Annotated in this window: 28 protein-coding genes and 1 tRNA gene; 20 read left to right on the plus strand and 9 right to left on the minus strand. The window is 33.9% G+C overall.

Translation table 11 applies throughout. The features are described 5' to 3' along the window. Positions 1 to 95 precede the first annotated feature (95 nt). The gene (locus ABTV69_RS15895) at positions 96 to 272 is read right to left on the minus strand and encodes a hypothetical protein (RefSeq protein WP_433830449.1); all 177 of its coding nucleotides are present in this window, start codon (positions 270 to 272) and stop codon (positions 96 to 98) included. A gap of 441 nt (positions 273 to 713) precedes the next feature. On the opposite strand from ABTV69_RS15895, the gene ABTV69_RS15900 reads away from it, so the two are divergent. From ABTV69_RS15900 to ABTV69_RS15915, 4 genes are all read left to right on the plus strand, one after another. Continuing rightward, on the plus strand, positions 714 to 2138 hold the full coding sequence (locus ABTV69_RS15900) for an amino acid permease (protein ID WP_433830451.1): 1425 nt from the start codon (positions 714 to 716) through the stop codon (positions 2136 to 2138). Positions 2139 to 2165: 27 nt separating this feature from the next. Further along, positions 2166 to 2573 carry a hypothetical protein gene (locus ABTV69_RS15905; RefSeq protein ID WP_433830453.1) on the plus strand — a complete coding sequence of 136 codons (408 nt, stop codon included), beginning with the start codon at positions 2166 to 2168 and terminating at the stop codon, positions 2571 to 2573. 11 nt (positions 2574 to 2584) lie between these two features. Further along, on the plus strand, positions 2585 to 3097 hold the full coding sequence (locus tag ABTV69_RS15910; protein WP_433830455.1) for a hypothetical protein: 513 nt from the start codon (positions 2585 to 2587) through the stop codon (positions 3095 to 3097). 372 nt (positions 3098 to 3469) lie between these two features. Further along, positions 3470 to 3913, plus strand: a complete 444-nt coding sequence (locus ABTV69_RS15915; protein WP_433830457.1) for a hypothetical protein — start codon at positions 3470 to 3472, stop codon at positions 3911 to 3913. A 215-nt stretch (positions 3914 to 4128) separates the two neighbouring features. Here the strand turns inward: ABTV69_RS15915 and ABTV69_RS15920 are convergent, their stop codons facing one another. The 3 genes from ABTV69_RS15920 to ABTV69_RS15930 form a co-directional block, all read right to left on the minus strand. Next, the gene (locus ABTV69_RS15920) at positions 4129 to 4524 is read right to left on the minus strand and encodes a hypothetical protein (protein WP_433830459.1); all 396 of its coding nucleotides are present in this window, start codon (positions 4522 to 4524) and stop codon (positions 4129 to 4131) included. Between the two features lie 221 nt (positions 4525 to 4745). Beyond that, positions 4746 to 5117, minus strand: coding sequence for a hypothetical protein (locus ABTV69_RS15925; RefSeq protein WP_433830461.1), 372 nt, complete (start codon positions 5115 to 5117; stop codon positions 4746 to 4748). 534 nt (positions 5118 to 5651) lie between these two features. After that, a complete protein-coding gene (locus ABTV69_RS15930) occupies positions 5652 to 6170 on the minus strand; it encodes a hypothetical protein (protein ID WP_433830463.1) in 519 nt (172 codons plus the stop codon). Between the two features lie 226 nt (positions 6171 to 6396). Here ABTV69_RS15930 and ABTV69_RS15935 point away from each other — a divergent pair, with 226 nt between their 5' ends. From ABTV69_RS15935 to ABTV69_RS15965, 7 genes are all read left to right on the plus strand, one after another. Next, the gene (locus ABTV69_RS15935) at positions 6397 to 7209 is read left to right on the plus strand and encodes a formate/nitrite transporter family protein (protein ID WP_433830465.1); all 813 of its coding nucleotides are present in this window, start codon (positions 6397 to 6399) and stop codon (positions 7207 to 7209) included. A gap of 92 nt (positions 7210 to 7301) precedes the next feature. Further along, positions 7302 to 8102 (plus strand): molybdate ABC transporter substrate-binding protein, encoded by an 801-nt coding sequence (gene modA / locus ABTV69_RS15940; RefSeq protein WP_433830467.1) that lies wholly within the window; start codon positions 7302 to 7304, stop codon positions 8100 to 8102. Further along, positions 8099 to 8503: a TOBE domain-containing protein gene (locus ABTV69_RS15945; RefSeq protein ID WP_433830469.1), complete on the plus strand. Its 405-nt coding sequence runs from the start codon at positions 8099 to 8101 to the stop codon at positions 8501 to 8503. The genes modA and ABTV69_RS15945 overlap by 4 nt, the downstream gene beginning before the upstream one ends. Next, the gene (gene modB / locus ABTV69_RS15950; RefSeq protein ID WP_433830471.1) at positions 8496 to 9170 is read left to right on the plus strand and encodes a molybdate ABC transporter permease subunit; all 675 of its coding nucleotides are present in this window, start codon (positions 8496 to 8498) and stop codon (positions 9168 to 9170) included. The genes ABTV69_RS15945 and modB overlap by 8 nt, the downstream gene beginning before the upstream one ends. Then, positions 9170 to 10045: an ABC transporter ATP-binding protein gene (locus tag ABTV69_RS15955; protein ID WP_433830473.1), complete on the plus strand. Its 876-nt coding sequence runs from the start codon at positions 9170 to 9172 to the stop codon at positions 10043 to 10045. The genes modB and ABTV69_RS15955 overlap by 1 nt, the downstream gene beginning before the upstream one ends. A 125-nt stretch (positions 10046 to 10170) precedes the next feature. Beyond that, a complete protein-coding gene (locus ABTV69_RS15960) occupies positions 10171 to 11277 on the plus strand; it encodes a cytochrome-c peroxidase (protein WP_433830475.1) in 1107 nt (368 codons plus the stop codon). Between the two features lie 17 nt (positions 11278 to 11294). Next, the gene (locus ABTV69_RS15965) at positions 11295 to 11807 is read left to right on the plus strand and encodes a molybdopterin-dependent oxidoreductase (protein WP_433830477.1); all 513 of its coding nucleotides are present in this window, start codon (positions 11295 to 11297) and stop codon (positions 11805 to 11807) included. A 52-nt stretch (positions 11808 to 11859) separates the two neighbouring features. Here ABTV69_RS15965 and ABTV69_RS15970 read toward each other — a convergent pair whose 3' ends face one another. After that, a complete protein-coding gene (locus tag ABTV69_RS15970; RefSeq protein WP_433830479.1) occupies positions 11860 to 12387 on the minus strand; it encodes a hypothetical protein in 528 nt (175 codons plus the stop codon). Positions 12388 to 12700: 313 nt separating this feature from the next. Next, entirely contained in the window at positions 12701 to 13033 is a 333-nt protein-coding gene (locus tag ABTV69_RS15975; protein WP_433830481.1) for a winged helix-turn-helix transcriptional regulator, read from the minus strand. A 205-nt stretch (positions 13034 to 13238) separates the two neighbouring features. Here ABTV69_RS15975 and ABTV69_RS15980 point away from each other — a divergent pair, with 205 nt between their 5' ends. Both ABTV69_RS15980 and ABTV69_RS15985 read left to right on the plus strand, forming a co-directional pair. Beyond that, positions 13239 to 13928: a hypothetical protein gene (locus ABTV69_RS15980; RefSeq protein ID WP_433830483.1), complete on the plus strand. Its 690-nt coding sequence runs from the start codon at positions 13239 to 13241 to the stop codon at positions 13926 to 13928. Positions 13929 to 13991: 63 nt separating this feature from the next. Then, positions 13992 to 15020 carry a saccharopine dehydrogenase NADP-binding domain-containing protein gene (locus ABTV69_RS15985; protein WP_433830485.1) on the plus strand — a complete coding sequence of 343 codons (1029 nt, stop codon included), beginning with the start codon at positions 13992 to 13994 and terminating at the stop codon, positions 15018 to 15020. A gap of 336 nt (positions 15021 to 15356) precedes the next feature. On the opposite strand, the gene ABTV69_RS15990 is transcribed toward ABTV69_RS15985, so the two are convergent. Further along, the gene (locus tag ABTV69_RS15990) at positions 15357 to 16481 is read right to left on the minus strand and encodes an NADH:flavin oxidoreductase (protein WP_433830487.1); all 1125 of its coding nucleotides are present in this window, start codon (positions 16479 to 16481) and stop codon (positions 15357 to 15359) included. Between the two features lie 191 nt (positions 16482 to 16672). On the opposite strand from ABTV69_RS15990, the gene ABTV69_RS15995 reads away from it, so the two are divergent. Together ABTV69_RS15995 and ABTV69_RS16000 are read left to right on the plus strand one after the other, a co-directional pair. Next, positions 16673 to 17041, plus strand: a complete 369-nt coding sequence (locus ABTV69_RS15995) for a winged helix-turn-helix transcriptional regulator (protein WP_433830489.1) — start codon at positions 16673 to 16675, stop codon at positions 17039 to 17041. A 144-nt stretch (positions 17042 to 17185) separates the two neighbouring features. Beyond that, positions 17186 to 18028 (plus strand): helix-turn-helix domain-containing protein, encoded by an 843-nt coding sequence (locus ABTV69_RS16000; RefSeq protein ID WP_433830491.1) that lies wholly within the window; start codon positions 17186 to 17188, stop codon positions 18026 to 18028. 112 nt (positions 18029 to 18140) lie between these two features. Here ABTV69_RS16000 and ABTV69_RS16005 read toward each other — a convergent pair whose 3' ends face one another. Next, complete coding sequence (locus ABTV69_RS16005) at positions 18141 to 19259, minus strand: alkene reductase (RefSeq protein ID WP_433830493.1); 1119 nt, start codon at positions 19257 to 19259, stop codon at positions 18141 to 18143. A gap of 439 nt (positions 19260 to 19698) precedes the next feature. On the opposite strand from ABTV69_RS16005, the gene ABTV69_RS16010 reads away from it, so the two are divergent. From ABTV69_RS16010 to ABTV69_RS16025, 4 genes are all read left to right on the plus strand, one after another. Further along, positions 19699 to 20211 (plus strand): N-acetyltransferase family protein, encoded by a 513-nt coding sequence (locus tag ABTV69_RS16010; protein ID WP_433830495.1) that lies wholly within the window; start codon positions 19699 to 19701, stop codon positions 20209 to 20211. Positions 20212 to 20270: 59 nt separating this feature from the next. Continuing rightward, entirely contained in the window at positions 20271 to 20393 is a 123-nt protein-coding gene (locus ABTV69_RS16015; RefSeq protein ID WP_433830497.1) for a hypothetical protein, read from the plus strand. Positions 20394 to 20912: 519 nt separating this feature from the next. Continuing rightward, entirely contained in the window at positions 20913 to 22415 is a 1503-nt protein-coding gene (locus ABTV69_RS16020; protein ID WP_433830499.1) for a DUF1254 domain-containing protein, read from the plus strand. Between the two features lie 74 nt (positions 22416 to 22489). Further along, positions 22490 to 23965: a DUF1254 domain-containing protein gene (locus tag ABTV69_RS16025; protein ID WP_433830501.1), complete on the plus strand. Its 1476-nt coding sequence runs from the start codon at positions 22490 to 22492 to the stop codon at positions 23963 to 23965. 84 nt (positions 23966 to 24049) lie between these two features. Here ABTV69_RS16025 and ABTV69_RS16030 read toward each other — a convergent pair. Further along, positions 24050 to 24126: transfer RNA gene (locus ABTV69_RS16030), tRNA-Arg, on the minus strand. Positions 24127 to 24241: 115 nt separating this feature from the next. Here ABTV69_RS16030 and ABTV69_RS16035 point away from each other — a divergent pair. Beyond that, positions 24242 to 24754: an adenine phosphoribosyltransferase gene (locus tag ABTV69_RS16035; protein ID WP_433830503.1), complete on the plus strand. Its 513-nt coding sequence runs from the start codon at positions 24242 to 24244 to the stop codon at positions 24752 to 24754. Positions 24755 to 24876 lie beyond the last annotated feature (122 nt).

A 24876-nucleotide genomic window follows, 5' to 3' on the forward strand; every position in this document is an offset into this window, starting at 1 on the left:
TCTACTCTTACAGATTAAAATAGCAGCGTTGTATAATTTTCATTTTAAAAATGAATAAAAAAGAGCGCTAATGTATATCGCTCTTATTGAAGTATTTAATTTGCAGGGATTAATACAGAATCCATAAATTTCCCTGTTATTATAGTTCCTTCATCATCTTCCCATTGTGTAATGACGTTTTCAATAAGTTCAGGCTCAAAACCTATTATTTTCATAATTGGTCCACCAAATTCCTGTTTTACATTTTGTCCCTTTCTAAATTTTGCTTCCATAACTGTTTGACTTTTATAACAAATTTCAAAAAAGGAATCCAAACACTCTTATATTTTTTCAACTAGAGTTTACAGATTTTAAACAGAAAAGCGAAATCTGATTTAAGGATTTCCTTCTCCGCCGTTGGAACCATAAATTTGTTTTGTATCATAACTGGCATCTTCGGCAGCAAGCTGTACATTTTAAAAATAACGCAATGCAATTAAAATCCTCTTACAAAATCTTCCCTCTAAACTATTAAACTTACGTTTCGTTAAAATTGTAGTTAATGATAACTATTTGTATAGTAGTGAATTAAAAATAGGTTCCCTATAATGCAAGCATTGTAGCATCGCAAAGGGAAAATAACTATAGAACGATGCATTGTACGATTCCTTTTTTAACTTATCTTCGCTTTTTGTACATTTCCAAAAATATTTAACTCCTTTAAAACCTAATCTGTGAAAAATAATCATGATGCTGTAGAAGAGAATCAGCTTAAACGTGGACTCACAAACCGACACATTCAGTTAATTGCCTTAGGCGGATCTATAGGAACAGGACTTTTTCTTGGTATTGGTCCAGCAGCCGTATTAGCAGGTCCATCTGTTATTTTAGGATATGCCATTGCCGGAATTATCGCTTTTTTTATAATGAGACAACTGGGCGAAATGGTTGTTGAAGAACCTGTTTCAGGGAGCTTTAGCTATTTTGCTTATAAATATTGCGGTTCGTTTGCAGGTTTTGCATCAGGTTGGAATTATTGGATTTTGTACATTCTGGTAAGTATGGCCGAACTTACAGCTATTGGGGTTTATGTGCAGTTTTGGTGGCCAGAAATTCCGCTTTGGGCATCCAGTTTGTTTTTCTTCTTGGTAATTAATGCTCTGAATTTTGCCTCTGTAAAAGTGTACGGAGAAACCGAATTTTGGTTTTCTATCATAAAAGTAGTTGCCATTATTGCCATGATTCTTTTTGGAACTTATTTGCTGGTAAGTGGAACAGGAGGAGAGCAAGCTACCATTCATAATTTGTACAACGATGGAGGTTTTTTTCCAAAAGGTTTATTTGAGAAAACGGCAAATGGAAGTTTCCAAGGTTTATTGTCTGCAATGGCTTTGATTATGTTCTCTTTTGGCGGATTAGAATTGATCGGAATTACCGCTGCCGAAGCAGAAAATCCAGAAAAAAACATTCCGAAAGCAACTAATCAAGTTATTTATAGAATTCTGATATTTTATGTTGGAGCGTTGGTTATTTTATTTGCCTTGTCGCCTTGGAGACAAATTACGACAGATAGCAGTCCGTTTGTAATGGTTTTTCAAAACTTAAACGGAATGGAATTTGAGTTGTTTGGACAGAAAATCTTTTTTACAAAGCTTATCGCGAATGTGTTGAATCTAATTGTATTAACTGCCGCTTTATCAGTTTATAATAGTAGTGTTTACAGTAACTCAAGAATGTTATTTGGTTTAGCAGATCAGGGAAGTGCGCCTAGTTTTTTAAAGAAATTAAACAAACACTCCGTGCCAATTAATGCCATTTTAGTTTCTTCTTGTTTTGCTGCGATTTGTATTTTGATAAATAAAATAATGCCAGAAGAAGCTTTTGGTATTTTAATGTCTTTAGTCGTTTCTTGCTTGGTTATTAACTGGGTTATGATTTCGTATACGCATCTAAAATTTAGACAAACAAAAGATAAAGAAAACACCAAAACGAAGTTTGCTTCTATATTTTATCCTGTAAGCAATTATATCTGTTTCGCCTTTTTATTGGGAATTTTAGCCATCATGTGGATGACGAACATGGAGTTATCCGTAGAATTAATTCCGGTTTGGTTGGGGATTCTTTTTGTGTTTTATAAGGTTTTTAAAAAGAAAAATTAGTTGTAACATTTTTGAATTATAAACTAAGTGAAAAAATTTATAAAAAGAATATTCGGAAAACCAGTATTGGAAGAATTTACGAATGGCGAAATTGAATTTACAGAAATTTGGATGAAATACAACAATGGAAATTCAGTTGGGAAGAAAGGTTCTGAGGGCGGTAAGATTTTAGATGATCAAGAGCACATAAATGGTGCGAGAATAACGATTGAAGCCAATGTAGAAGATATCCCTTTTGCTGTTACGCTTGGAATTTATGGACTAATGTTTCACACAGAATTCTTTAGTGAAAAAGAAGTTGCAACTGAGTATTTCGAAAGGAAAAAAAATGAAATTGACAGAATTCTAGAAATGCTTGAAATTCCACAAGACAATCAAGATATAGAATGGGAAAATAAGAAGGAAGAGTATTTAGAGAAATTAATTTCCATTTAAACAAAAAATAAATGCAGCATAGTTTAGAAGTTCCAAAGACTTTACATTTTAGTTCTTTTCGTTACCTCAACTTGTTGTATAGCGTTCCTGTAATTTTCTTTTTGATTTTTGGATTTGTAAAGGTTTGTTTTTATTTGGAGACGATGCTGCAATCGTATTTGCCAGTTTGGCTTTATATGACTACAGTTATTATTTCTCTTATCTTTTTTGTCTCGCTTGCTATAAAAGTATTTTTTATGCTAAATCTACGCAGAATTAGCTTGTATATTGATCACGAAGGATTTATTATAAATAATAAAGAGAACGAAAAAAAGTATTGGAGCGAAGTAAAATCGTATACTTTTACAAAAGACAAGTATGAATCTGGATCGAATAGTGCCGCTTCTACCGTAATTATCTCTTTCGGATTTATGAAAGCATGTATTATTAATTGTTCTACATGGACTCTTCTTAGCAAATCACGTAGGCGAGAAGAAGAAGATGCTTTTACGCAATTTAAGGAAGCGGTTGTTTATTATTGTTAATTTAATCTGTTAGATATATTTTGCGGGCAAGAATTACAAATCTGCAGAATCGGATATCATGAAACTGTTTTAATAATTTAATTTTATAATTGAAATCTAATTAAACTCAAAAATGGAAATTGTATTTATTATTCTGGTAATTTTTCTATTATTTTATGTCCCTAAATATTTTAGGAAACGTAAATAAAAAGAGGCATTTTCTTTTTTAATCTTTTAAAATATACTTTGCGAGCACGGATTGCAAATCTGTGCGATCGGGTTAAGCTTTTTCTAACTTTGATATTTAAGCAGATCGCTCAGATATGGGCGAAAGTACTTTCCGCACCCGTTTCTCTATTGATAAAAACTGATGTACCGACTAAATTGCACCACATGAAATATATCATTTTAATTTTATTAGGATTTTTATTAAATGCTTGTTCACAGAATAAAACAACTGCTAAAGAACCAAAAGAAAATGAAAACAAGCAGGGTGTGCCTTTTCATGAATTTAATGTGTCAATAATAAAATTAATTTCGACTCCTGAAAAATATGACGGAAAACAAGTTCAAGTAATCGGATATTTAAATTTGGAGTTTGAAGGGACTGCAATTTATTTACACAAAGAAGATTATTCAAAAGGTATATATCAAAATAGTTTTTGGGTGAATTTTTCAAAAGAAACTGCTGAAAAGAAAAATTTAAACGACTATAATAAAAAGTATGTTATAATAGTGGGAACTTTTGATATGAATGCTAGAGGCCATATGGGAATGTTTGGAGGAACAATCAAAAACATTACTAGACTGGATTTATGGAGTTTTGATAATAAGTAAATATTTTGTTCTCTCCAAGTGGCGCGAGCGTTCCGCTCGTGGACGTAAAGTATTTCTTGTTCTAGAAAAAATTGAATAGTTATCTGAAAGTAGAAATTGGTCTTCTGTGTGTGCACGAGCGGGACGCTCGTACCAGCAGGGGGGCATAAAGAAAAATTACATAATAGAAGCCTTTAAATTTTCATTTAAGGGCTTCTATTATTCTTATAGTTTCTCTAATCGTAATGTTCAATAATTGGATTTACATTAATGAATTCAAATTTATCATTAATTTTCCTAACCAAATATATAGTTGAAGCACTGAAAAAGTTTAACAGCTCATAATTGTCTAATTTCTCTTTTTTCTTTTCAGAATAATATTTTGGAACTCTTATTACCTCTTTTAAACAAAGAATGTTTTTTGGCTTCAAATTACATTCTACTTTAGTTCCCACAAAATAAAACTCCTCGTCACTATTTTTATCTTTTAATAAAAACTTGTTAGGAACAGACTTTGATTCATATATATATGAATTATCTAAATCAAAATAAAGTGTGTCTTTGATTTTTTCCTGTGCTTTCGAATTGATTACGAATAAAAATGTTAACGACAAAAATATATACTTTTTCATAATTTGTTTATTTATCTTCTTTTAATGAATTAATTAGTTTGTCCGCAGGGAGGTGTTTTTCCTAGAATCGTAGAACTTCCCCGCTAGCGAGAGCGTCCCGCTCGTGAACGTACAGTATTTCTTGTTCTAGAAAAAATTGAATAGTTACCTGAAAATAGAAATTGATCTTATGTGTGTGCACGAGCGGGACGCTCACGCGAGCAGAGGGAATTTATACATACTTATTCTTTTACATAACAAATATTCATTGATAGTACTCTATAAAGCTCCACATTTCCGCCTTTCTTTTCTGTAAAATCAATAACATAAATCACCTTTAGGCGATTAAAAACATTACATGCTGCATCTTGATATCCCATTGTTTTAAGAGGTTGCATGTTTATTATTTTATTTTTGTTCTTTTTTAAAAATGACTCTTCAACCTTTTTGTTTTCCAAAACCTTATTTCTATCCAGTTCAAATACAAAACTATTTTGGCTGTCTTTTTTATAATTAAAGGTAAAGCTTCTATTTTTAAATCCATTTTTTTCTTCTGGATAATCCATCCTCACATTGTATTTTGATTTATTGAAGGATAAATATATAGTGTCCATTTTTTTAATATCCTCTCTATTCTGTGAAATAGAAATCTGTGAAATAAATATAAGAATGAGTATTTTAAAGCATTTCATAAAAATAATTTGTTTTAGTACCAATTTGTGTATTTAAATTGCTGAAAGTTACAGAGCGTTTATATTTTGCAATAAATTTATTCTTAGTAAATTTTCTAGATATACTTCTGATTTCAAACCGTATGTTCACGAGCGAGACGCTCGCGCCAGCAAGGGGGAATCGGGTATCATGAAACTGTTTTAATAATTTAATTTTATAATTAAAATCTAATTAAACTCAAAAATGGAAATTGTATTTATTATTCTGGTAATTTTTATATTATTTTATGTCCCTAAATATTTTAGGAAACGTAAATAAAAAAAAGCATTTTCTTTTTTAATCTGTTAAGATATACTTTGCGGGCACGGATTGCAAATCCGCTCTAACGATTAGCGCTCTATAAAGCTCCACATTTCTGCCTTTTTTTTCTGTAAAATCAATAACATACAGCAGAAAGTTGAATAGAAAATCCTCTATTATAAACCATTAGCATTCCTAAAGGCTTCAGAAGCGTTATGAAGAAGCGCTTCTTTTTTGTATACTACATTATAAAGTGTCTTTTTTTGATGTGCTAACGCTATAAGCTTGTTTTGGGCATTTTTCAATTCAGTGTCTTTTGCTATTTTTAGAAGTGCTTGCTGTTTTATTTCTTTTTTATCGAATGAATGCAGCTCTTTTAGAGCTTGATAATATTCGAGAGAGGCCGTTTTAAGTGGTTCTGCTTCTGATATTCCATCAGTAGAAAGCTTGCTAATGTCAGCAATTAATAGATCAAATTCTTTACTTTGTTGATCTACGGTTTTTATAGCATTAGTGTAATCTTCTTTGACCAGATATTCCAGTTTTTTTTCGCCAGAACCATTTTTTCCAACGATAATATCAAAAGCTTTGTGTTCTGATTGGTCCAGAGATCCCTTAAAATCAACTGCTTTAGATGATTTACAGGAACTCATTGTTATAAATAGAAATACTGTCAAAAGAATACTAATTCTCATAATCCTTGTCGTTTTATTGGCGTCAATTTTAATAATGAAAATTATAGCATTAAAACAATCTTCATTAAGGGCTTCAACATAAAGATAGGAAAAATAAAATAGAGAAGTTGGATTAAATTTTATAGATACGTAGTTTTTATTAAGTATTAATACTTATATTTGTAAGTATAAATATCTATTTCCCTTCAAAAGTGAATGATGATGTATTAATCTAAATTTTTAAAATATGATGGACTACAACACACCTCAAGAGGTTGCAGAAAATATGATGACAACTGCAATCAATAAATCAAAACTGAGTATCAAGGATTTATTAATTAGAGGCGCTTTATCGGGAGCTTTGCTAGCCATTTCTGTAGCTCTTGCTTTAATGGCCACTACACAAACGTCATTAAGCTTAATTGGAGCTTTTGTATTTCCTGTTGGATTTGTAATTATTGTCATTCTTGGTCTTGAATTGGTAACAGGAAGCTTTTCACTAGTGCCATTAGCTTGGATGGAGGGGAAAATAACTGGTTCTAAAATGCTTAAAAATCTAACATGGGTATTTATAGGTAATTTGCTTGGAAGTTTATTGTTTGCAGTTTTGTTTTGGGCAGCATCTACAGATACGGGACAAATAAAAGAGTTGGGCTTAATTGAGCAGGCAATGATTAAAATAAGCGAAAAGAAAACGATAGGTTACGCTGGCCACGGCATGTTAGGACTTTTTTCTGCTTTTGTAAAAGCAATTCTCTGCAATTGGATGGTTTGCATGGGCGTAATTATGTCAATGACTTCAAAGTCGACATTAGGCAAAATTTTAGCGGCTGGTATTCCTATTTTTATCTTTTTTGCCTTAGGATATGAGCACGCTGTGGTTAATATGTTTGTAATTCCGGCGGGTATGATGTTTGGCGCTAAAGTCACTATAAGCGATTGGTGGCTCTACAACCAGTTGATTGTTACGGCAGGAAATATAGTTGGCGGATTACTTTTTACGGGTATGGCTATTTATTACACGCATACCAACAAAACAAAATCAACCATCAACGAATAGATTTGCAGTAAACTTTTTGCTAAACAAGATTAGTTTTTTAAGTCTGCAAGAGAATGCCTATTTTTACAATTATAATATTTATTTAGTTTGTTATGAGGCAGCGCAACAAAGCATTTCAGTATGAAACCAAAAAAAGATTTTTAGTATATCTGACATTGTTTTCAGTATTGTCTTTTGGAACGCTTCATGCTCAACAGAAATTTACAATTGTCGCTGCGGCCAATCTTAAAATAGCTTTAGATTCGGTAAATACGGTTTTTAAGTCACAATATCCTGGTGTAAGTCCGAAGATTACATATGGAGCTTCAGGTAAGTTTTACGAACAGATTTCGAATGGAGCTCCGTTTGATTTATTCTTTTCGGCAGATATGGATTATCCAAAAAAATTGGAAAGCAATAAAAAAGCAGCTTCAAAAGTGAAAATGTATGCAACAGGAAAATTGGTAATCTGGAGCAAAAAAACAGATCCTAATAAAGCAAAAATGAATAGTCTTCTTGATGCATCTGTTCGAAAAATAGCCATCGGAAACCCGTCAACTGCGCCATACGGCGAAAAAGCAGTAGAAAGCTTAAAATTCTATAAGATTTACGATAAAGTAAAAAGCAAATTGGTTTTTGGAGATAATATTACCCAAGCCACTCAATTTATTACGACTGGAAATGCCGATATCGGAATTACAGCTTTATCGCTTGTTCTTACTCCAAATATGCAGAAAGAAGGAGGAAAGTATTATATCATTCCAGAAAAAAGCCATTCTCCTTTAGAACAAGGATGCGTAATCTTGAAACACGGAAAAGACAATGCGAATGCTTTAAAATTTTATAACTTTATATCTTCTAAAAAAGCAATTGCCATTCTAAAATATTACGGATACGATACAAAGACAAAATGAATGTACTAAAAGGAATTATAGGTGAAATTCAATCTCATGAAGGCATTTCTTTAGTCAAAGTAAAATCGAACACCAATATTTTTTCTTCGATTGTTTTAGATACGCCAAATACATCAGATTATTTGCAAGAAAATAAAGCCGTAAAAATTATCTTTAAGGAAACCGAAGTCATTATTTCTAAAGATTTAAATACGTCTATCAGCATTCAAAATCAGATTCTTTGTCGTATTGAGAATATAAAAAAAGGTGTAATTTTGAGCCAGCTTACGTTATCGATTGGAGAAGAAAAGATACAATCTATTATTACGAGCAATGCGTGCGAACAGTTAGATCTAAAAGAGAACCAAAACGTAATGGCTTTAATAAAAACAAACGAAGTAAGTTTAGCGGCCAATGATTAATCTAGAACCTTTATGGCTTACTGCAAAATTGGCTTTAATTACCACTTTAATTCTTTTAGTGGTTGCAATTCCGCTATGCTATTGGTTGTGCTACAGCCGATTTCGATTAAAAGCCATTGTTGAAGCTTTAATAAGTTTGCCTTTGGTTTTACCGCCATCTGTTTTAGGTTTTTATCTTTTAATCGCTTTTAGTCCGGAAAATGCTTTTGGCAAATTTCTGTCGGATTATTTTGATGTGAGATTGGTTTTTACTTTTGAAGGATTAATTCTAGCTTCCGTTCTGTACAGTTTGCCTTTTATGGTAAATCCGATTTTGTCAGGATTGAAAAATCTTTCTCCAGCTTTGCAGGAAGCGTCTTTTACGTTAGGGAAATCGAGATTTACGACGGTTACAAAAATTTTGCTTCCTAATATTCGCGCTTCTTTATTTACGGGAATCATTATGACATTTGCCCACACTTTAGGAGAATTTGGCGTTGTTTTAATGGTTGGCGGAAGTATTCCGGAAGAAACAAAAGTAGTTTCGATCGCGATTTACGAAGAAGTAGAATCTATGAATTACCAAAACGCCAATATATATGCTGGAATATTGTTTGTGTTTTCATTTTCAATCCTGTTGGCAGTTCATTTAATCAATAACAAATCCAGAAAAACAACTCTTTATTAATGATACAGTTAGATGCTTATAAAATGCTCCAAACAGCAGATGGCGAATCGCCGTTGGATATCTCTCTGACTATTAAAAAAGGAGAATTTGTTGCTATTTATGGAAATTCTGGAGCTGGTAAAACCACTATTCTCAGAATTTTAGCCGGACTTACTCAGGCAGAAAAAGCAACGGTAAAAGTAGAAGATTCTGTTTGGGACGATTCTGCAAAGAAAATACATCTTTCTGTTCAAAAACGTTCTATTGGTTTTGTTTTTCAGGACTTTGCTTTATTTCCCAATTTGACTGTAAAAGAAAATCTAGAGTTTGCTTTATCTAAAAACGATTCTAAAGAAATTATTTCTGAACTGATAGAGTTAATGGAATTGCAGTCATTGCAACATAGCAAACCACAGAATTTATCAGGCGGACAAAAACAGCGCGCAGCATTAGCGCGAGCAATTGTCCGAAAGCCTGAAATACTTTTGTTAGATGAGCCTTTGTCAGCATTAGACGATGAAATGCGATTTAAGCTTCAAGATTATATTCTGAAAATTCATCAAAAATATAATTTGACTACTTTGATGGTCAGCCATTCTATTTCTGAGATTTTTAAACTTTCAGATAAAGTTATAGTTGTTGAGAAAGGGAAGATTGTAAAAGAAGGAACCCCTGAAACTGTTTTTTCCGAACAGAAAATCAGCAGTAAGTTTCAATTAACGGGAGAAATTATTAGCATTGCTAAAAGCGATATCGTTTATATTGTTCAAGTTTCTTCAGGAAATGCTATTGTAAAAGTAGTTGCCACAGAAGAAGAGGCAAAAGAATATAAAATTGGGCAGAAAGTATTGGTAGCTTCGAAAGCATTCAATCCGATAATTCAAATTTTGAAGTAAGATTAAAAAAACGATTGACAGTTTTCTTTTTTTTGTATAAAGAGTCATCTTTTTGAGTAGCAGTATTCATTTTAAAGCATAGTGAGGATTTATAAATTATTGAAATGGTTCTTTTATAAAAGACAATGCATATTACATCGTATCATAAAAAAATCACATTATTATTTGTGTTAGCAGCAGCGGCATTATTTATGGCTGTTACTGACATAGAGCCTGTATATACGGATCCTTATAACTTAGAATATCCAGATTATTTTGGAAACAGAATTAGTATTCCTGAAGATAATGCGACTACAAAACAGGGCGTTTTTTTGGGTAGAATGCTGTTTTATGAAACAAAATTATCATCGAGCAAAACAATTTCTTGTGCAAGCTGTCATCAGCAGAAATTGGCATTTACAGATGGAAAAGCCTTTAGTGCTGGCGTAAATGGTATTCCTACCAAACGCAGTTCGATGTCGCTGGCAAATTTGCTTTGGGTTCGAAATTTTTTCTGGGATGGAAGAGCAAAAGGTTTAGAAGATCAAGCCAAATTTCCGCTAAATGATCCGCACGAAATGGGATCGTATTTGAATGAAGCCGTTAAGGAGCTTCAGAAAGCAAAAGAATATCCTCCTCTTTTTAGACAAGCATTTGGAACAGCTGAAATAACAGCAGACAGAATTACAAAAGCAATTGCTCAGTTTGAACGTACTTTAATATCGGCAAATTCAAATTACGATAAATATCTGAAAGGCGAGTATAAGCCTTCAAAACAAGAATTAAATGGTATGGAATTGTTTATGAATTCGCCGCAGCCTGAAAAAAAAATTCGCGGTGCCAATTGCGCGCAATGCCACGGAACGCCAAAAATGTATATGGAATTATTCCACAATAATGGCCTTGATACAGAACCAAAAGACATAGGTCGTGAGGAATTGACCGGAATGCCAAATGATCGGGGAAGATTTAGGGTAGCCACACTTCGTAACATTGCGCTTACCGCGCCTTATATGCATGACGGAAGATTTAAAACGCTAGAAGAAGTAGTAGATCATTATAACGAACATATCAATTCGAGTAAAACTTTAAGCATATCATTGAAAGACCGTTCGAACGTTATAAATGGAAAAAATCTCGGACTTACAGCAAGTGAAAAATTAGATGTAATTAGTTTTCTTAAAATGCTGACGGATTCTACTTTTATCAATGATCCAAAATTTTCTGATCCACATTTGAAAAGAAATAATTAACTATTAAAACAACAAACATGAAAAAGCATTTTTCAGCTATTATTTTTCTGGTAACTTTATTTAATGCAAGCATTTCTCATCTGCAAGCGCAAAATTCTTCTAAAGAGGCTTTTATAAAAGTAGAAGGTGAGGTTCAAAAAACACTTTCAATAAGTATTTCGGATTTTGCGAAAATGCCTCACGTAGAAGCTAACATGAAAGATCGTGATGGTAAGATACAGCAATATTCTGGAGTTCCTGTTATTGAGTTATTAAAACAGGCTGGAGTAACACTTGGAAAAGAACTTAAAGGAGAAAACTTGACAAAATACCTGCTGGTTCGTGCAAGCGATGGTTACGAAGTTATTTTTTCTTTAGCAGAAGTAGATCCCGTTTTTACCAACAGAGTAATTATTTTAGCCGATAAAAAAGACGGAAAAGCATTAGAAAATGGAGTAGGGCCATTCCGTTTGGTTGTGCCAGATGAAAACAGGCCAGCACGCTCTGTTCATGAAGTTTCAAACTTAATTATTCGATTCGCAAAGGATTAAAAGAGAGAATTAAAAAAATATATTTTTCATTTAACCATGTTGCGTCAATGCATTAATATATTGCAGTAATGTAAACAGGCATGAATAAATAACTAGTGGGGGTTTCGATCATAGTATCTCTTCTCTGAAAAAGTTGAAATACATTGCTGAAAACATCATGTATTCGGTCCTCTTTTTCATCAGACTTCGGACAATCTGGAGTAAGGTGAAAATCTAGATAGTACATAAAAACAAAGCATTTTGATATTTCTGTGTTTTGGTTTGCAAAAGACCATCGTTTTTCGGTTTCGTAAATTTTACGTTTAATATGATTTTGCAAAACTTCAGGAAGATTGCCTTTGATTTCTAAATTGGCTACCGTTCCATTTTTTAATATTTGAAATCGTACGGTTCCCGATCCCTTAAAACAATAATCTTCATATGCTTTCCATACATCGTTGGTGATAAAGCTATACAAGTTGGATAATTTAGGATCTTTTTCATCCTTGTGAATAAAAGCAGGCTCAGTAATTTGCTGCGAATAGCCTTTAACGGATAGAAGCAGTAAAAGCAAAATTTGTATTTGTCTCAAAAGTGCCATAAAAACTAACTGGATTTTAAAATATAGATGGTTATGTTTTCTATGCTATTGTGTTTATTTAAATCTAAATTTTTTAATATCGAGACGGAATTACTCTTATCTGCTGACGGAAAAGCCGTTATGATTTAAAGCAAACTCTATTACTGTTGTAACGCTTCAGGCCTATGATCTTTGGATTGAAATGCAGCAAGCAGTTCGTAATCAAAATTCCATAGATAGGCAGAATCTAGAATTTTTTGATCTTCCATTGATGATATGGCCCAGTACAAATATTCCTTTTCATTTATCAAATGATCTATTTTTAAGATATATTTTAAATCTTAATCAAAGCCATTTGTTTTTCAGCCCAAGCACTCATTTGGTTGATGAAAGGAATTAACTCAACACCCGTTTCAGACAAAGAATATTCAACTCGAGGCGGTACTTCGAGATACACTTTTCTGAAAATCAATCCGTCAGCTTCTAATTCTTTTAAAGTCTGGGTAAGCATTTTTGGTGTGATTCCTTCAATAGTTTTTTTTAACTCGCCATAGCGTAAGACATCATCTTTTAACGACCACAAAATTCGGCCTTTATATTTTCCTCCAATTCGCTGAAAAGCGTAATCGACTGGGCAATATGCTTTTACGTTTATTTTTTTTGTCATTTTTTTAATTTTTAAAATGCTGATTTTCAGTATTAGTATAGTTTTGGTATGTAGGATACTTTTTTGTATGTACTTGTGGTAAAGATATTATATTGTTTTCTTTGTTAGAGGAATTAGCAGCATATTTTATTAAACGGATTCTGATATTTACTCGTGATAGATTTGTTTTTACTCCGTTTTTTAATCATTTTAAGAATTAAGAATTATGACAAACGCTCAAGAATCAAACGCTCAAGAAATTACTGTATTAGAACTTCGCAATTATTTATTGAAGCCCAATACAGCAGACAGGTTTAAAAAGTACTTCAATACTTATTTTGTTGCCCCAATGCATAATCTTGGAGGCTATACTTTGGGACAATATAAAATTGATAGAACAAATGATAGATTTATTTGGTTTAGAGGTTTTAAGGATATGCAGACAAGAGTTAAATTCTTAAATGATTTTTATATTGACAGTAAAACTTGGAAGGACTTTGGAAAAGGAGCCAATGACATGATGATCAGTTCAGACAACGTTTATTTACTGCGTCCCCTTGCCAAAAGCATTCCTGCCAATTTCCTAGAAATGAGTCATAAAATTGTTGAAGTGAACTTTTATACTTGCAACAGTACGCTGGACAAAGTAATTGTTCTTTTTAATACGGAATATGTGCCATTTTTAGAAAGCATAGCAATCAAAAATACAACACTTTGGGTCAGTGAGATGCAAGAAAATGATTTTCCGAGACTTCCAGCTTTTCAGGACAAAAATCTGTTGGTTTCCATTACCTCTTTTGAAAATGAAAAAGAGTATCAATTAAAACAAAAATTGATTAATGAAATGAGCAACCAGCTAAAACAATCCATGCAGCAATTAATCACCACTCAAAATACTTTATTGGTTATTCAATAAAAAAACAACCTTTCAAAATATATAATAATCATCTGAAAGGATGATACCTAAAAAATACAGTTTATGAAAAATACAATTGCAGTTTACGGAGCATACGGACATACAGGAAAGTTTATTGTAGCAGAACTTTACAGACAAGGTTATAGAAATTTGGTTCTCTCTGGAAGAGATTCGGAAAAATTGACTGCTTTGCTTCCGGTTTTTCCAGATTCGGAAATAAAAGTAGCAGACATTAATGATCCAAAATCATTAGACGAAGCTTTTAAAGACACCAAAATTATTATAAACGCTGCTGGTCCCTATTTAGATACTGCAGCACCCATAATTAAATCAGCGTTGATATCTGGCAGCCATTATATTGATTTATCGGCAGAGCAAAAACCAGTGTTGGATATTATAGAAGAATTTTCAGAAGAAGCCAAAAATAAAGAAATCTTAATCATTCCAGCAGCGGCCTTTTATGGTGGATTGGCCGATATTTTAGCAACTCAATTAACAAAAGAGTGGGAGCATACAGATGAAATCAACGTGTATATTGGTCTGGATTCGTGGCATCCTACAAAAGGGACGAGATTGACAGGAGATAGAAATCACTACAAAAGATTAACATTCAAAGACCATCGTTTAATAGAACTTGAGCCAACGCCTTCAAAAGAATGGAATTTTAAAGAACCAATAGGCAACAAAGAAGTGGTAAGTCTGCCTCTTTCAGAAATCATTACGATTTCGAGCCATTTAAACGTGAATACGGTTACTACCTATTTAAGTCAGAACTCTTTAAATGATCTAAGAAAAAGCAGTACGCCAGAGCCAAAACCGACAGATGAAAAAAATAGATCTTCGCAACAATTCAGTCTTGAAGTCGTTGCTTTAAAAGATTATGAAGAAAGAAGAATTTCGGCTCAAGGCCAAGATATTTATGCTATCACTGCTCCCTTAGTTGTAGAGGCTGTGAACAGAATTTTATCTGGAAGTGCAGCTTCAAAAGGCGTAAAGACATTGGGAGAAGCATTTGTAGCGAGCGATTTTTTAAATTCACTGCAAGAAGATGATGTAAAAATTAGTAGGGTAGAGAAAATCACATTTGAATGATAAATCTTGGAATAGGATTTCTTAGCATATTAAACGCTTTTAAATGAGGTATTAGAGGATAAAAAAGGGACAGAAGATAAAAATTGTCTTTTGTCCCGTACAGTGGCCCTTACTGAACAATTTACAAACCATTTTGTATCTATCGCAGGGGGGATTTCTCAAATAAACCAGAAATACAGAATTACTTTTTATTCTCCAACCTAGTTACTATAATTATTGATTATTTGCATCGTCATAAGTTTTAATATTTAATTAAAAATACTAGAAATATAAATTTAAATGCAGGTCAAAAATTAGTAGTGATCAAGTGTTGAGTAAATGTTTCAAAGTTTAAATTTAATTGTTAGAGTACTCAAAATCTTTTAAATCAGCAAATGGCCGAAGAATTTTTTCTGAGTCAAATTGTTGAGTTTCTTGTCTATTCTTTAGAAGAATAGGGAAATTGTGATTTGCTAGTGCCGCCTTACCGATTGTGACAAAGTCTGATTCTTCGCTATTAAGCATATGGTTTACAGATTCTATTGAATCGATTGATCCATTGCTTAGTATTGGCAATCCAGTTATTTTTTTTGCTAAAAGCGCAAGTGATGGTACTCTTTCATCATCTGGTTGCTTTTGATTAAATGCTGGCAAAGCTGCGTTGAATTCAGTAATATGAAGGTAATCAATGCCTGCACCAGTAAGTTCATTAAAAATAATTTCTGCCTCATTAATGCCTTCCCACTTATGATGATAATCGTTTACTTTTCCTTGTGAAATTCGAATTCCTACAATAAATTCAGGTTTAACATTTTCTCGCACATCTTTAATAACTTCAGTCAAAAGACGCACGCGATTTTCAAAAGAACCGCCGTACTGATCTGTTCTTAAATTAGTATAACTAGACAGAAACTGATCTAGAAAATACCCATTTGCACCATGTATTTCAACACCATCAAAACCTGCTTTTTGGGCATTTATTGCTGCTTTTACAAAAGCACTCTTTATTTGTTCGATTTCAGAAAGGGTAGCTTCTGAAGGAGTTTGATATTCCCCTTTACCATGGTAAAATTCTAATTGTTTTCCCAAGGGCTTTATGGCAGATGGTGCAATTGTTTTTGTTGAATAATAATTTCCTTGTGAAAGTGCTCCAGAATGCTGGATCTGCATAATCGCTTTTGCGCCAGATTCATGAATTGCTTCTTGTATTTTTTTCCATCCCTCGATATGTTTTTCAAATACAATTCCAGGCTGATACTGATAAGTCTGACTATATTTATCATCTATGTAAGTACCTTCGGTTATAATAAGCCCAAACCCGCCTTCTGCAAAACTTTTGTAGTATTGAAGCATTTTTTCAGACGGTATACCGTCGATTGAAGCGCTGATTCTTGTCATTGGTGCCAGGGCAAACCTATTTTTTAAATGTAATTTTCCAATGCTGTGCGGTGCAAATGGATCTATTCTTTTTTCTCGATTCATAATAATATATTTTTGTATTCTGTAGAAAGAATGAAATTAAAAACTGAGGCAAATTTACAGAGCTAAAAAGGCTATGCCAATATCGGTTTCGATTGTATGTTACGAACAATTTTGTATGTATTGAGCAATACGGGCTATTTGTAAATCAATTGATTACCTTTGTATGTTGTAATGTTATAATGTATTTTGAAATGGCGAAAAGGAAAGAAACTTCTACTTACAGTATTAATGAAGAAATAATTCACAATGATTGTGATTTGATATATGCTTTAGATAAATTGGGCGGCAGGTGGAAACTTTATATTTTAAGCAAGCTCCATAATCGAAAAATGCGTTATAAAGAGCTCAAAAAAGAAATACACCCAATTACTGAACGAATGCTTACTTTACAATTAAAAAATCTTGAAGAAGACGGTTTGGTCAAACGTACTGTTTATGCCGAGGTGCCTCCAAGAGTTGAGTATGAGCTAACTTCTATGGCATGTTCGCTTGTGCCGTTGTGGGATGCTTTAAAGTCTTGGGGAGGCGATCATAAAAAAATGTTTCAGGATAAATTATAAAAAATCAAATTCGTAATTGATATCAAGTTGGTACAAGCGTTGATTATCTTTAATTAGGCTAATACTGATGATAATACACCCTAAATGCTTTTAGGATTAAAATTTGTAATTTTGTTTCACTTTTAGGTAATAAAAAACAAAATCATGAAAATTCTGAATCAATTTGAGTCCCTTGTAATTGATGATTTTACGGAAAAAGTTTTTAGTTGGGCTCATCATTCTCACACTTATTACGAATTGATTTACATAAATTCGGGTAAGGGTCTTCATTTATTAAATGATGATGTTATAGCATATGAGTCGGGAGACTTATTTTTGGTTTCACCAGGCGAATATCATTCTTTTGAAATAGAAGACGAAACACATTTTACTTTTGTGAAATTTACTGAAAGTTATTTTGAAAGCAAAAAACATCTTGCTCCTGATGAGTTTAAAGTGGGATCGCCAGAATTTCTTATGGAGATGAGATGGTTAAAAGAAGTGAAAATAGTTATAAATCATCCATGCAATGAAATACTGCGGTCCACAATAAAAAATTTAGTAATCTACAGCAAACATCTTAATATTAATGCGTCTCCGATTGCTTATTACCAGCTCTTAAGCATTTTCGGTATGATAAAAGAAATTCTAAGGGAGAGAAATGTCAGTCTGCATAAAGAAGAATTCAATTTTGAAAAGCTAATTTCTTTTATTCACGAAAACATTTATAATAGGGAAAAGCTTTCCATCAAAGAGGTTTCGCTTTTTTCTAATATTTCTCCAACTTATTTCAGCAATTATTTTAAGCGTCATTTCGGAATGCCATATCAGGAGTATCTTGATAATTATAGAGTTACTTTAATTGAAAAAAGACTGGGTATTGGAGGGCTTAAGCTAAAGCAGATTGCAGATGAATTTGGGTTTACCGATGTGAGCCATTTATCCAAAACCTTTAAGAAAGTAAAAGGATATTCTCCTAAAAGCTATATAAAACAGTGCTTACGGTAATTTTGTGAAAATTTTTATGCTGCTGTAAAAAGTGATTGGAAATCCAATTTGAATTTCCAATCGTTAAGAGTAGTAAGTACTTATAAATGAATTTTAGAATAAAGAGATAGAGTTAATTGCTTTCTGCAAGCGCTTTCTTGTCTTCTTCGCTAAGTTCATTGTAGTTCGGATAGTCGATATATCCTGTTGAGCTGAATCCATAGTAGGTATCACGATCTCCCGGATTAAGCGGATAATTATTTTTAAGGCGTTCCACCAGATCGGGATTGGAAATTAAGGGTCTGCCGAATGCTGCAAGATCTATCAAATTTTTTTCAAGAAGCTGCTCAGCTAGTTCTTTAGTCAAAAAACCTGCAAAAATGATATTTCCCGTGTACCAGCCTCTAAAATTTTCAATGAAGTCGAAGTGCTCTGAATAAAGCGTGCCCTGATCATGCAAGTGAACATAGGCAATATCGCGTTTAGAGAATTCAGACGCAAGATAATGGTACATATCAGTAATATCATCGTATACGGACATATCATGCTGAGTTCCGTACGGTGAAACTCTAATGCCTATCTTATCAGCTCCAATAGCTGTTGATAATGCGTCTATAACCTCCAACACAAAACGTGCGCGATTCTCTATTGATCCTCCGTACTCGTCAGTTCGCAGGTTAGTGTCGGGATTCAGAAACTGATCAACAAGGTAACCGTTTGCCCCGTGAATTTCAATGCCGTCAAATCCCGCTTCAATGGCATTAAGTCCAGCCTTTACATATGCCTGAATTATTTCTTTGATTTCCGCTTTAAAAACAGCTCTGGGAGTCGATACCTGAACACGTCCTTCAATACCATTTTCTATTCCCCATGCTGTGCTTTCTTTTGCAAGGATTGCCGATGGCGCAATAGGATCAAAATGATTCGGCTGGTTTGAAATATGTGAAACTCTCCCCACATGCCAAAGCTGCGTAAATATTTTTCCACCTTTAGCATGGACTGCCTTTGTAACTAATTTCCAGCTTTCTGTTTGTGCGGCATTATAGATACCCGGAACATAAAGGTATCCCATGGAATTTTCGGAAATTGACGTTCCCTCTGTTATTACAAGTCCAACAGAAGCTCTCTGTTGATAATATTCAGCATTTGTTTCTGTCATTATGCCATTTTTAGAACGGCTTCGGGTCATAGGAGCCATCACAAGGCGATTGGACAGCTCTATGTTTTTTAAGTTAAATTTTTCGAATAGCATGAGTAAATATTTTTATTCAGCAAAGTTAAATCTGCATTTTTATTAAATTTTGTAAAAAAGATTCACTTTTAGGTAAATTTACTTCATATGTGTTGGTGCCAATATATTTAAAGAACGAGTATAACTGAATTGCTCCAAAAAAGTTAAAGGTTGTGACTTTTTTCATAATACTTGTTCAAATAGATCTTCAATAGGCAAATTTAGAAACAGGCAGTAACAGGCTACAGACATAGAATAAGAATGTTTTATGGGTACAGAATGAAATATTCGCATTGACAAAATATACGGCTTTCAAAATTCGGAGCAACACGAACTTAATCTGTGCCCTATGAAACCTTCATAACTGTATCTGTATCTTATAAAACCAGTACAATAACTTTGCAGATGAAAAATAGTAGCAGTCTGCATTGGCTTAATGGCATAAAAAAATAATGAACGAATGAAAGGCAAAATAAAAATTAGAGTGGCAGAAATAAAAGATATACACCGAATTACCGAAATTTACAATGAGGCATTGGTGGCATCATCCTTTGTGCAGGACAATAATGTGCATACTTTGGAGAAACGGATAGAATGGTTTAGTCAAAAACGGGCAGAAGGTCTGCCTGTTTATGTAGCTGAGAATAATCAAGGCCGGGTAGTGGGCTTTGCCAATCTCAATATCTTCCTGACCGCTGAATATGATACGACCGTTCATATTTCTATCTATGTAGCGGAAGGGAATCGCGGTCTCGGCATTGGTAAGATAATGATCAAAAAGCTTATTGAATGGTCAAAGGAAAACCAAAAGCATACAATTCTTGCCGGTATAGATTCTGAGAATATGCCAAGCATCAGACTTCATGAATCATTTGGCTTTGTCGAGGTTGCCAGTTTTAACGAGGTTATTAAGAAATTCGGGCTATATCGCAATTTGAACTTCTACCAGCTCATGCTAAAACAGGAAGAATAATAAACGAATTCTTTACTTCAATTTTGCTGCAATTAATAATTATCCAGAACAGGTAAGGTATGATTAAGAAAAAAAATGGCGCCAATTGTCTTCAATTGGCGCCATTTGGCGTTGTGACCTCGGCGAGACAAATTTCAACAAAAATTTTGGATGATTTAAAGCAGTTGGCTTACTACGGGTAATGTCTGTCTTTCATTGGCGTAGTGAATTTGGTTTAGATGTCCTGTTGGGGATTGAGGTATAAATCTGTTCTATTTCCCAAATAATTTTAATATTATTTACAACAGATAATCTTAAACTTTTTGTGCTAAAAAGGTTTCTTCGTTAAAATAGGCTGATTTATCATTACCCATAAATTTTTAAACAGTGTAAAAGATGAATAACGTTTGCAATTAACTTTTGAGGAATAAAAGGTATCAGAGCCAATTATGCAAATGAAAAAGATTACACCACTTGGCTTAAGTTGTCTCCATTTAGCTTGCGTAGTGGCTACTTTGCATTATACAAATCATTTATGGATGACTTGGAATTTGGACTGTTTTGAAATCAATATTTAAGCTTTCTGCTGTAGTCCAATTTCATAAAATTGGTTTCATTTTAGAATGTGCAACATATTAGGGACTTTTTTCTAATACAGGATTGGCTTTTTAAAAATAAATTAGAGGCTGTGCAATCAAATCATTAACCCTAAAGTTCTAACTATGAAGAGTACAGGAATTAAATTAAGCATATTTCTTTTGATAGGCATAAGCTACAATGGCGCTTCTCAGAAAAAGTTTAAAATGACAACAGAGATTCCAAAAAGTATACAGACTCCAAATTCTGTAGACACAAGAATTGGCGAGCTGAAGTTTTTTGATGGTATCCCAACTGAAGAAACCGCCCAGAAAGCATATGATCAGTTGGATTTCAGCCGTGGAATAGAAGTCTTTTTGAATGGAATTCCTGGAGCTTCTATGGTGGCTTTAAGACAAGGAAATAGAGATAAGGGTACAATTGATGGAACTATTGGGTTATTTCAGAATTTGATGGACTCTAAATCTTTATTTTTAACAGCAAATACTGAAAGTATTTATTATGCCTCGTGGATTGATCTGAAAAATGGTCCAATAGTGGTTGAAAGCCCTCCAAATGTTCTTGGGGTTGTAAATGATTTCTGGTTTCGCTATGTTACAGATTTAGGCAATGCAGGTCCTGATAAAGGCAAAGGGGGTAAATATCTAATTCTGCCTCCAGATTATAAAGGAGAAACACCAAAGGGGTATTTTGTTTATAAATCACCGACTTATGGAAATTTGGTGTTGGGCCGTGGTTTTATGAAAGACGGTTCTACAAAAGCAGCTGTAGAAGCTATTAAGAATTCGATGAGAATTTATCCTTTGTCCGAAGCAGGGAAAACTCATCCTGCAAAATTCAAGGAACTTTCGGGACAGGAAATGCATACGATACATTCCAATGATTTTAATTTCTATAAAGAATTGGATCAGATTGTACAGGAAGAACCCGTGGACTCTTACGGACCAGACATGATGGGACTGTTTAATGCGATAGGGATTAAAAAAGGAAAACCCTTTGATCCTGACGAAAGGATGAAAAAGATACTCACAGATGCTGTAGCTGTCGGAAACGCAGCAGCCCGTTCAATTGATTTCCGTTCCCGTTTGGAAGGAAGCATTATTTATCCTGGACTTCACTGGAATACGCCGTTTATTGGAGGCAGCTATGAATGGATGATAAAAGACGGCGGAAGAAACTTTGATGCCAGAACTTTCTTTTTTTACGCAGCAACGGTAAACACACCGGCAATGGCGGTTGCCATGGCAGGAATAGGGTCACAGTATGCATCTTCAAATCTAGACTCTGCAGGCGAACCGTTTGATGGATCTAAAAATTATAAACTGCATATTGCGTCAAATGTGCCGGTAAAGGACTTTTGGTCAATCGTGCTCTATGATCCGCAAACCCGATCTATGCTGCAGACCGACCAGCAGTTTCCCAGTCTGTCCAGCCAGACTAACATCACAAAGAACACGGATGGTACGGTAGACATTTATTTCGGGCCATCAAAACCAAAAAACTCCAACAACTGGATCCAGACTATTCCAGGAAAAAGCTGGTTTACTATTTTCAGGCTCTATGGACCGCTACAGCCTTGGTTTGATAAGACATGGAAGCTGGAGGACATTAAATTGGCGGAACAGTAACAGTTTGGGCTTCTGCTTTTTCTATAGTTTAAACTCGCACCACATATAGTTAATAAATCTAAAAGTCAACTCGTATGAAAAAATTAAGTCTTTTAATGCTGATAAGCATTTTGGTATCATGCAATCCAGATAAGAAAGGAGCTGTAGTTGCAGCTTCAGAAGTTGCGCAACCGGATTCCATAAAGAAAATATCTGTTCCCGGACCTGTTCCCAATGTGGTGATGACAAAAGAATATGTTTACCAGCTGGGCAAGCAGATGTATTTCTGGGGTTGGCCATTGGTAAATATGCATAACCGCGTACTGGTAATGAGAAAAGTTCCTATGCCTGGATTAAACGGCGGGGCCGTTCCTGTTGCTCCTGTGAATAATTTATGTATGACCTCGGATTATATCACGCCAGCTGAAAGATACGTAGCCTGTCCAAATCAGGATGTGGTTTATGGATTCGGAATTATGATGCTCAATGAAAGCCCTGTTGTAGTTCAGGTACCGGATTTTGGAGATCGATTTTGGGTGGTTCAATTAGGAAATCAGCGTACAGACGGAATTGCAAAATTGGGTGCAATGTATGGAAGCAAAAAAGGATTTTATCTAATTGTTGGCCCAGGTTGGAAAGGAAAAGTGCCTGATGGCATAACAGAAGTTTTCCATAGCGATACCAATTTAGCATTTGTAATTCCAAGAGCATTTTTAAACAATACTGCTGAAGATAGAAAAGCTATTCAACCCGTTATCAATCAATTGATGGCGTATCCATTAAGTGAGTATAATGGAAAAGTAAAAACAAAAGAATGGGCAAAAATACCTTCATTTCCAGATCCAAATAAAAGTCAGGGTGGAAAAGAAGTGGCATTCGTAATTCCAGAGAAATTTTTCCAAGAGTTTCCTAATATCTTAAAGGAAGTTCCGCCATTAAGAGGAGAAGAAAGTCTTTATGGATTGTTTAATTCTGTTATGGATGCCGTGAAAAAAGACAGTACGTTAATGCCTGTTTTAACAAAAGCCGCTATAGATGCAGAACGAGATTTGATAGAACCACTTCGTCAGTTTAAAAATGTTGGTGTGCCAGTAGGAAATTATTGGAACACGACCAAAAACGGAGCAGCCTTTGGAACAGATTATCTAAGCAGAACAAGTGCCGCAAGAGCCAATATATTTGTGAACCAACCGCAGGAAACGATTTATTATAATCAGGATTTAGATAGTAAAGGAATTGAGTTAAATGGGAAATCTAATTATACTATCACTTTTGCAAAAGATTTAATTCCTAAAGTAAAAGGTTTCTGGTCCTTGACAGTTTACGATCATAACCACTTCTTTTTTATAAACGATGCCAAAATTTATTCGTTAGGGACAAAAAACAAAGATTTGAAATATAATCCAGATGGCTCGCTGACGATATATTTTCAAAATGCCAAACCATCTCCTGACAAAGTGAACAACTGGCTTCCTATACCAAAGGATAAGTTCGGCCTTTTGCTGAGATCCTACTGGCCTCAAGAAAGCATGATAAATGGCTATACTCCGCCATCTCTAATAAAAACATAAATTTTCATTTTAAACATCTTATCAAATATGTTTTTAGATAAAAAAATGGCGCCAATTGTCTTCAATTGGCGCCATTTGGCTGTGTGGTGACCTCGACAGGATTCAAACCTGTAACCTTCTGAGCCGTAATCAGATGCGCTATTCAGTTGCGCCACGAGGCCTTTTTTATTATCAATTAGCTATTTTTTTGTAGCTTTGTTGATTGCTTATTGCGGGTGCAAAGATAGACATAAATGTGAGATAAACAAGGAAAAAATAACATAAAATTTAAAAAAAATGCAGTTCGAGAATTATATACGTGATATTCAGGGTTTTCCAAAAGAAGGAATTTTATTTAAAGATATAACTCCATTACTAATTAATCCAGAAGCGCGAACAAATTGCCTTAGAATTTTGCTTGATTCACTAAATGGACAAAAAATTGACAAGGTAGTGGGGGCTGAATCTAGAGGTTTTTTCTTTGGAATGTTATTGGCGCAAGAATTAAATGCGGGATTTGTGCCTGTCAGAAAACCAAAAAAACTTCCGTTTGATACAATTTCTGCTTCTTACGAATTAGAATATGGTTCTGATAGTTTAGAAATGCATACCGATGCAATCAAAAAAGGGGATCGTGTTTTAATTCACGATGATGTGTTGGCTACTGGTGGCACAGCGAAAGCAGTTTGCGAGTTGGTAGAGAAACTTGGTGGTGAAATTGTACAATGTAATTTCTTAATGGAGCTAACTTTCCTTAATGGGCGTGAAAAAATAAAGGAATACCCTGTTTTTGCAGCATTAACTTATTAAATCGAAATGAAAACAGTTCTAGGTAGCATGGCGCTACAGGATAAGTCATATTTAATGCTTTATTTGGTATTTAAGACGGTAAATAAGAAATAAGAATCCCAACGTTAAAAAAAATGAAAACG

Origin of the sequence: Flavobacterium anhuiense (assembly GCF_050990855.1) — a bacterium.
GTDB lineage: Bacteria > Bacteroidota > Bacteroidia > Flavobacteriales > Flavobacteriaceae > Flavobacterium > Flavobacterium anhuiense_C.

Excerpts from the sequence above, each read along its gene's own strand:
- ABTV69_RS15925 (WP_433830461.1), bottom strand. The coding sequence starts at position 5,117 with ATGGACACTATATATTTATCCTTCAATAAATCAAAATACAATGTGAGG.
- modB (WP_433830471.1), top strand. The coding sequence starts at position 8,496 with ATGATTAATCTAGAACCTTTATGGCTTACTGCAAAATTGGCTTTAATT.
- ABTV69_RS15995 (WP_433830489.1), top strand. The coding sequence starts at position 16,673 with ATGGCGAAAAGGAAAGAAACTTCTACTTACAGTATTAATGAAGAAATA.
- ABTV69_RS15895 (WP_433830449.1), bottom strand. The coding sequence starts at position 272 with ATGGAAGCAAAATTTAGAAAGGGACAAAATGTAAAACAGGAATTTGGT.
- ABTV69_RS15975 (WP_433830481.1), bottom strand. The coding sequence starts at position 13,033 with ATGACAAAAAAAATAAACGTAAAAGCATATTGCCCAGTCGATTACGCT.
- ABTV69_RS15980 (WP_433830483.1), top strand. The coding sequence starts at position 13,239 with ATGACAAACGCTCAAGAATCAAACGCTCAAGAAATTACTGTATTAGAA.
- ABTV69_RS15960 (WP_433830475.1), top strand. The coding sequence starts at position 10,171 with ATGCATATTACATCGTATCATAAAAAAATCACATTATTATTTGTGTTA.
- ABTV69_RS15970 (WP_433830479.1), bottom strand. The coding sequence starts at position 12,387 with ATGGCACTTTTGAGACAAATACAAATTTTGCTTTTACTGCTTCTATCC.
- ABTV69_RS16035 (WP_433830503.1), top strand. The coding sequence starts at position 24,242 with ATGCAGTTCGAGAATTATATACGTGATATTCAGGGTTTTCCAAAAGAA.
- ABTV69_RS15935 (WP_433830465.1), top strand. The coding sequence starts at position 6,397 with ATGATGGACTACAACACACCTCAAGAGGTTGCAGAAAATATGATGACA.
- ABTV69_RS15945 (WP_433830469.1), top strand. The coding sequence starts at position 8,099 with ATGAATGTACTAAAAGGAATTATAGGTGAAATTCAATCTCATGAAGGC.
- ABTV69_RS15915 (WP_433830457.1), top strand. The coding sequence starts at position 3,470 with ATGAAATATATCATTTTAATTTTATTAGGATTTTTATTAAATGCTTGT.
- ABTV69_RS16015 (WP_433830497.1), top strand. The coding sequence starts at position 20,271 with ATGATTAAGAAAAAAAATGGCGCCAATTGTCTTCAATTGGCGCCATTT.
- ABTV69_RS16025 (WP_433830501.1), top strand. The coding sequence starts at position 22,490 with ATGAAAAAATTAAGTCTTTTAATGCTGATAAGCATTTTGGTATCATGC.
- ABTV69_RS15930 (WP_433830463.1), bottom strand. The coding sequence starts at position 6,170 with ATGAGAATTAGTATTCTTTTGACAGTATTTCTATTTATAACAATGAGT.
- ABTV69_RS16010 (WP_433830495.1), top strand. The coding sequence starts at position 19,699 with ATGAAAGGCAAAATAAAAATTAGAGTGGCAGAAATAAAAGATATACAC.
- modA (WP_433830467.1), top strand. The coding sequence starts at position 7,302 with ATGAGGCAGCGCAACAAAGCATTTCAGTATGAAACCAAAAAAAGATTT.
- ABTV69_RS15920 (WP_433830459.1), bottom strand. The coding sequence starts at position 4,524 with ATGAAAAAGTATATATTTTTGTCGTTAACATTTTTATTCGTAATCAAT.
- ABTV69_RS15990 (WP_433830487.1), bottom strand. The coding sequence starts at position 16,481 with ATGAATCGAGAAAAAAGAATAGATCCATTTGCACCGCACAGCATTGGA.
- ABTV69_RS16005 (WP_433830493.1), bottom strand. The coding sequence starts at position 19,259 with ATGCTATTCGAAAAATTTAACTTAAAAAACATAGAGCTGTCCAATCGC.
- ABTV69_RS15985 (WP_433830485.1), top strand. The coding sequence starts at position 13,992 with ATGAAAAATACAATTGCAGTTTACGGAGCATACGGACATACAGGAAAG.
- ABTV69_RS15955 (WP_433830473.1), top strand. The coding sequence starts at position 9,170 with ATGATACAGTTAGATGCTTATAAAATGCTCCAAACAGCAGATGGCGAA.
- ABTV69_RS16000 (WP_433830491.1), top strand. The coding sequence starts at position 17,186 with ATGAAAATTCTGAATCAATTTGAGTCCCTTGTAATTGATGATTTTACG.
- ABTV69_RS16020 (WP_433830499.1), top strand. The coding sequence starts at position 20,913 with ATGAAGAGTACAGGAATTAAATTAAGCATATTTCTTTTGATAGGCATA.
- ABTV69_RS15965 (WP_433830477.1), top strand. The coding sequence starts at position 11,295 with ATGAAAAAGCATTTTTCAGCTATTATTTTTCTGGTAACTTTATTTAAT.
- ABTV69_RS15910 (WP_433830455.1), top strand. The coding sequence starts at position 2,585 with ATGCAGCATAGTTTAGAAGTTCCAAAGACTTTACATTTTAGTTCTTTT.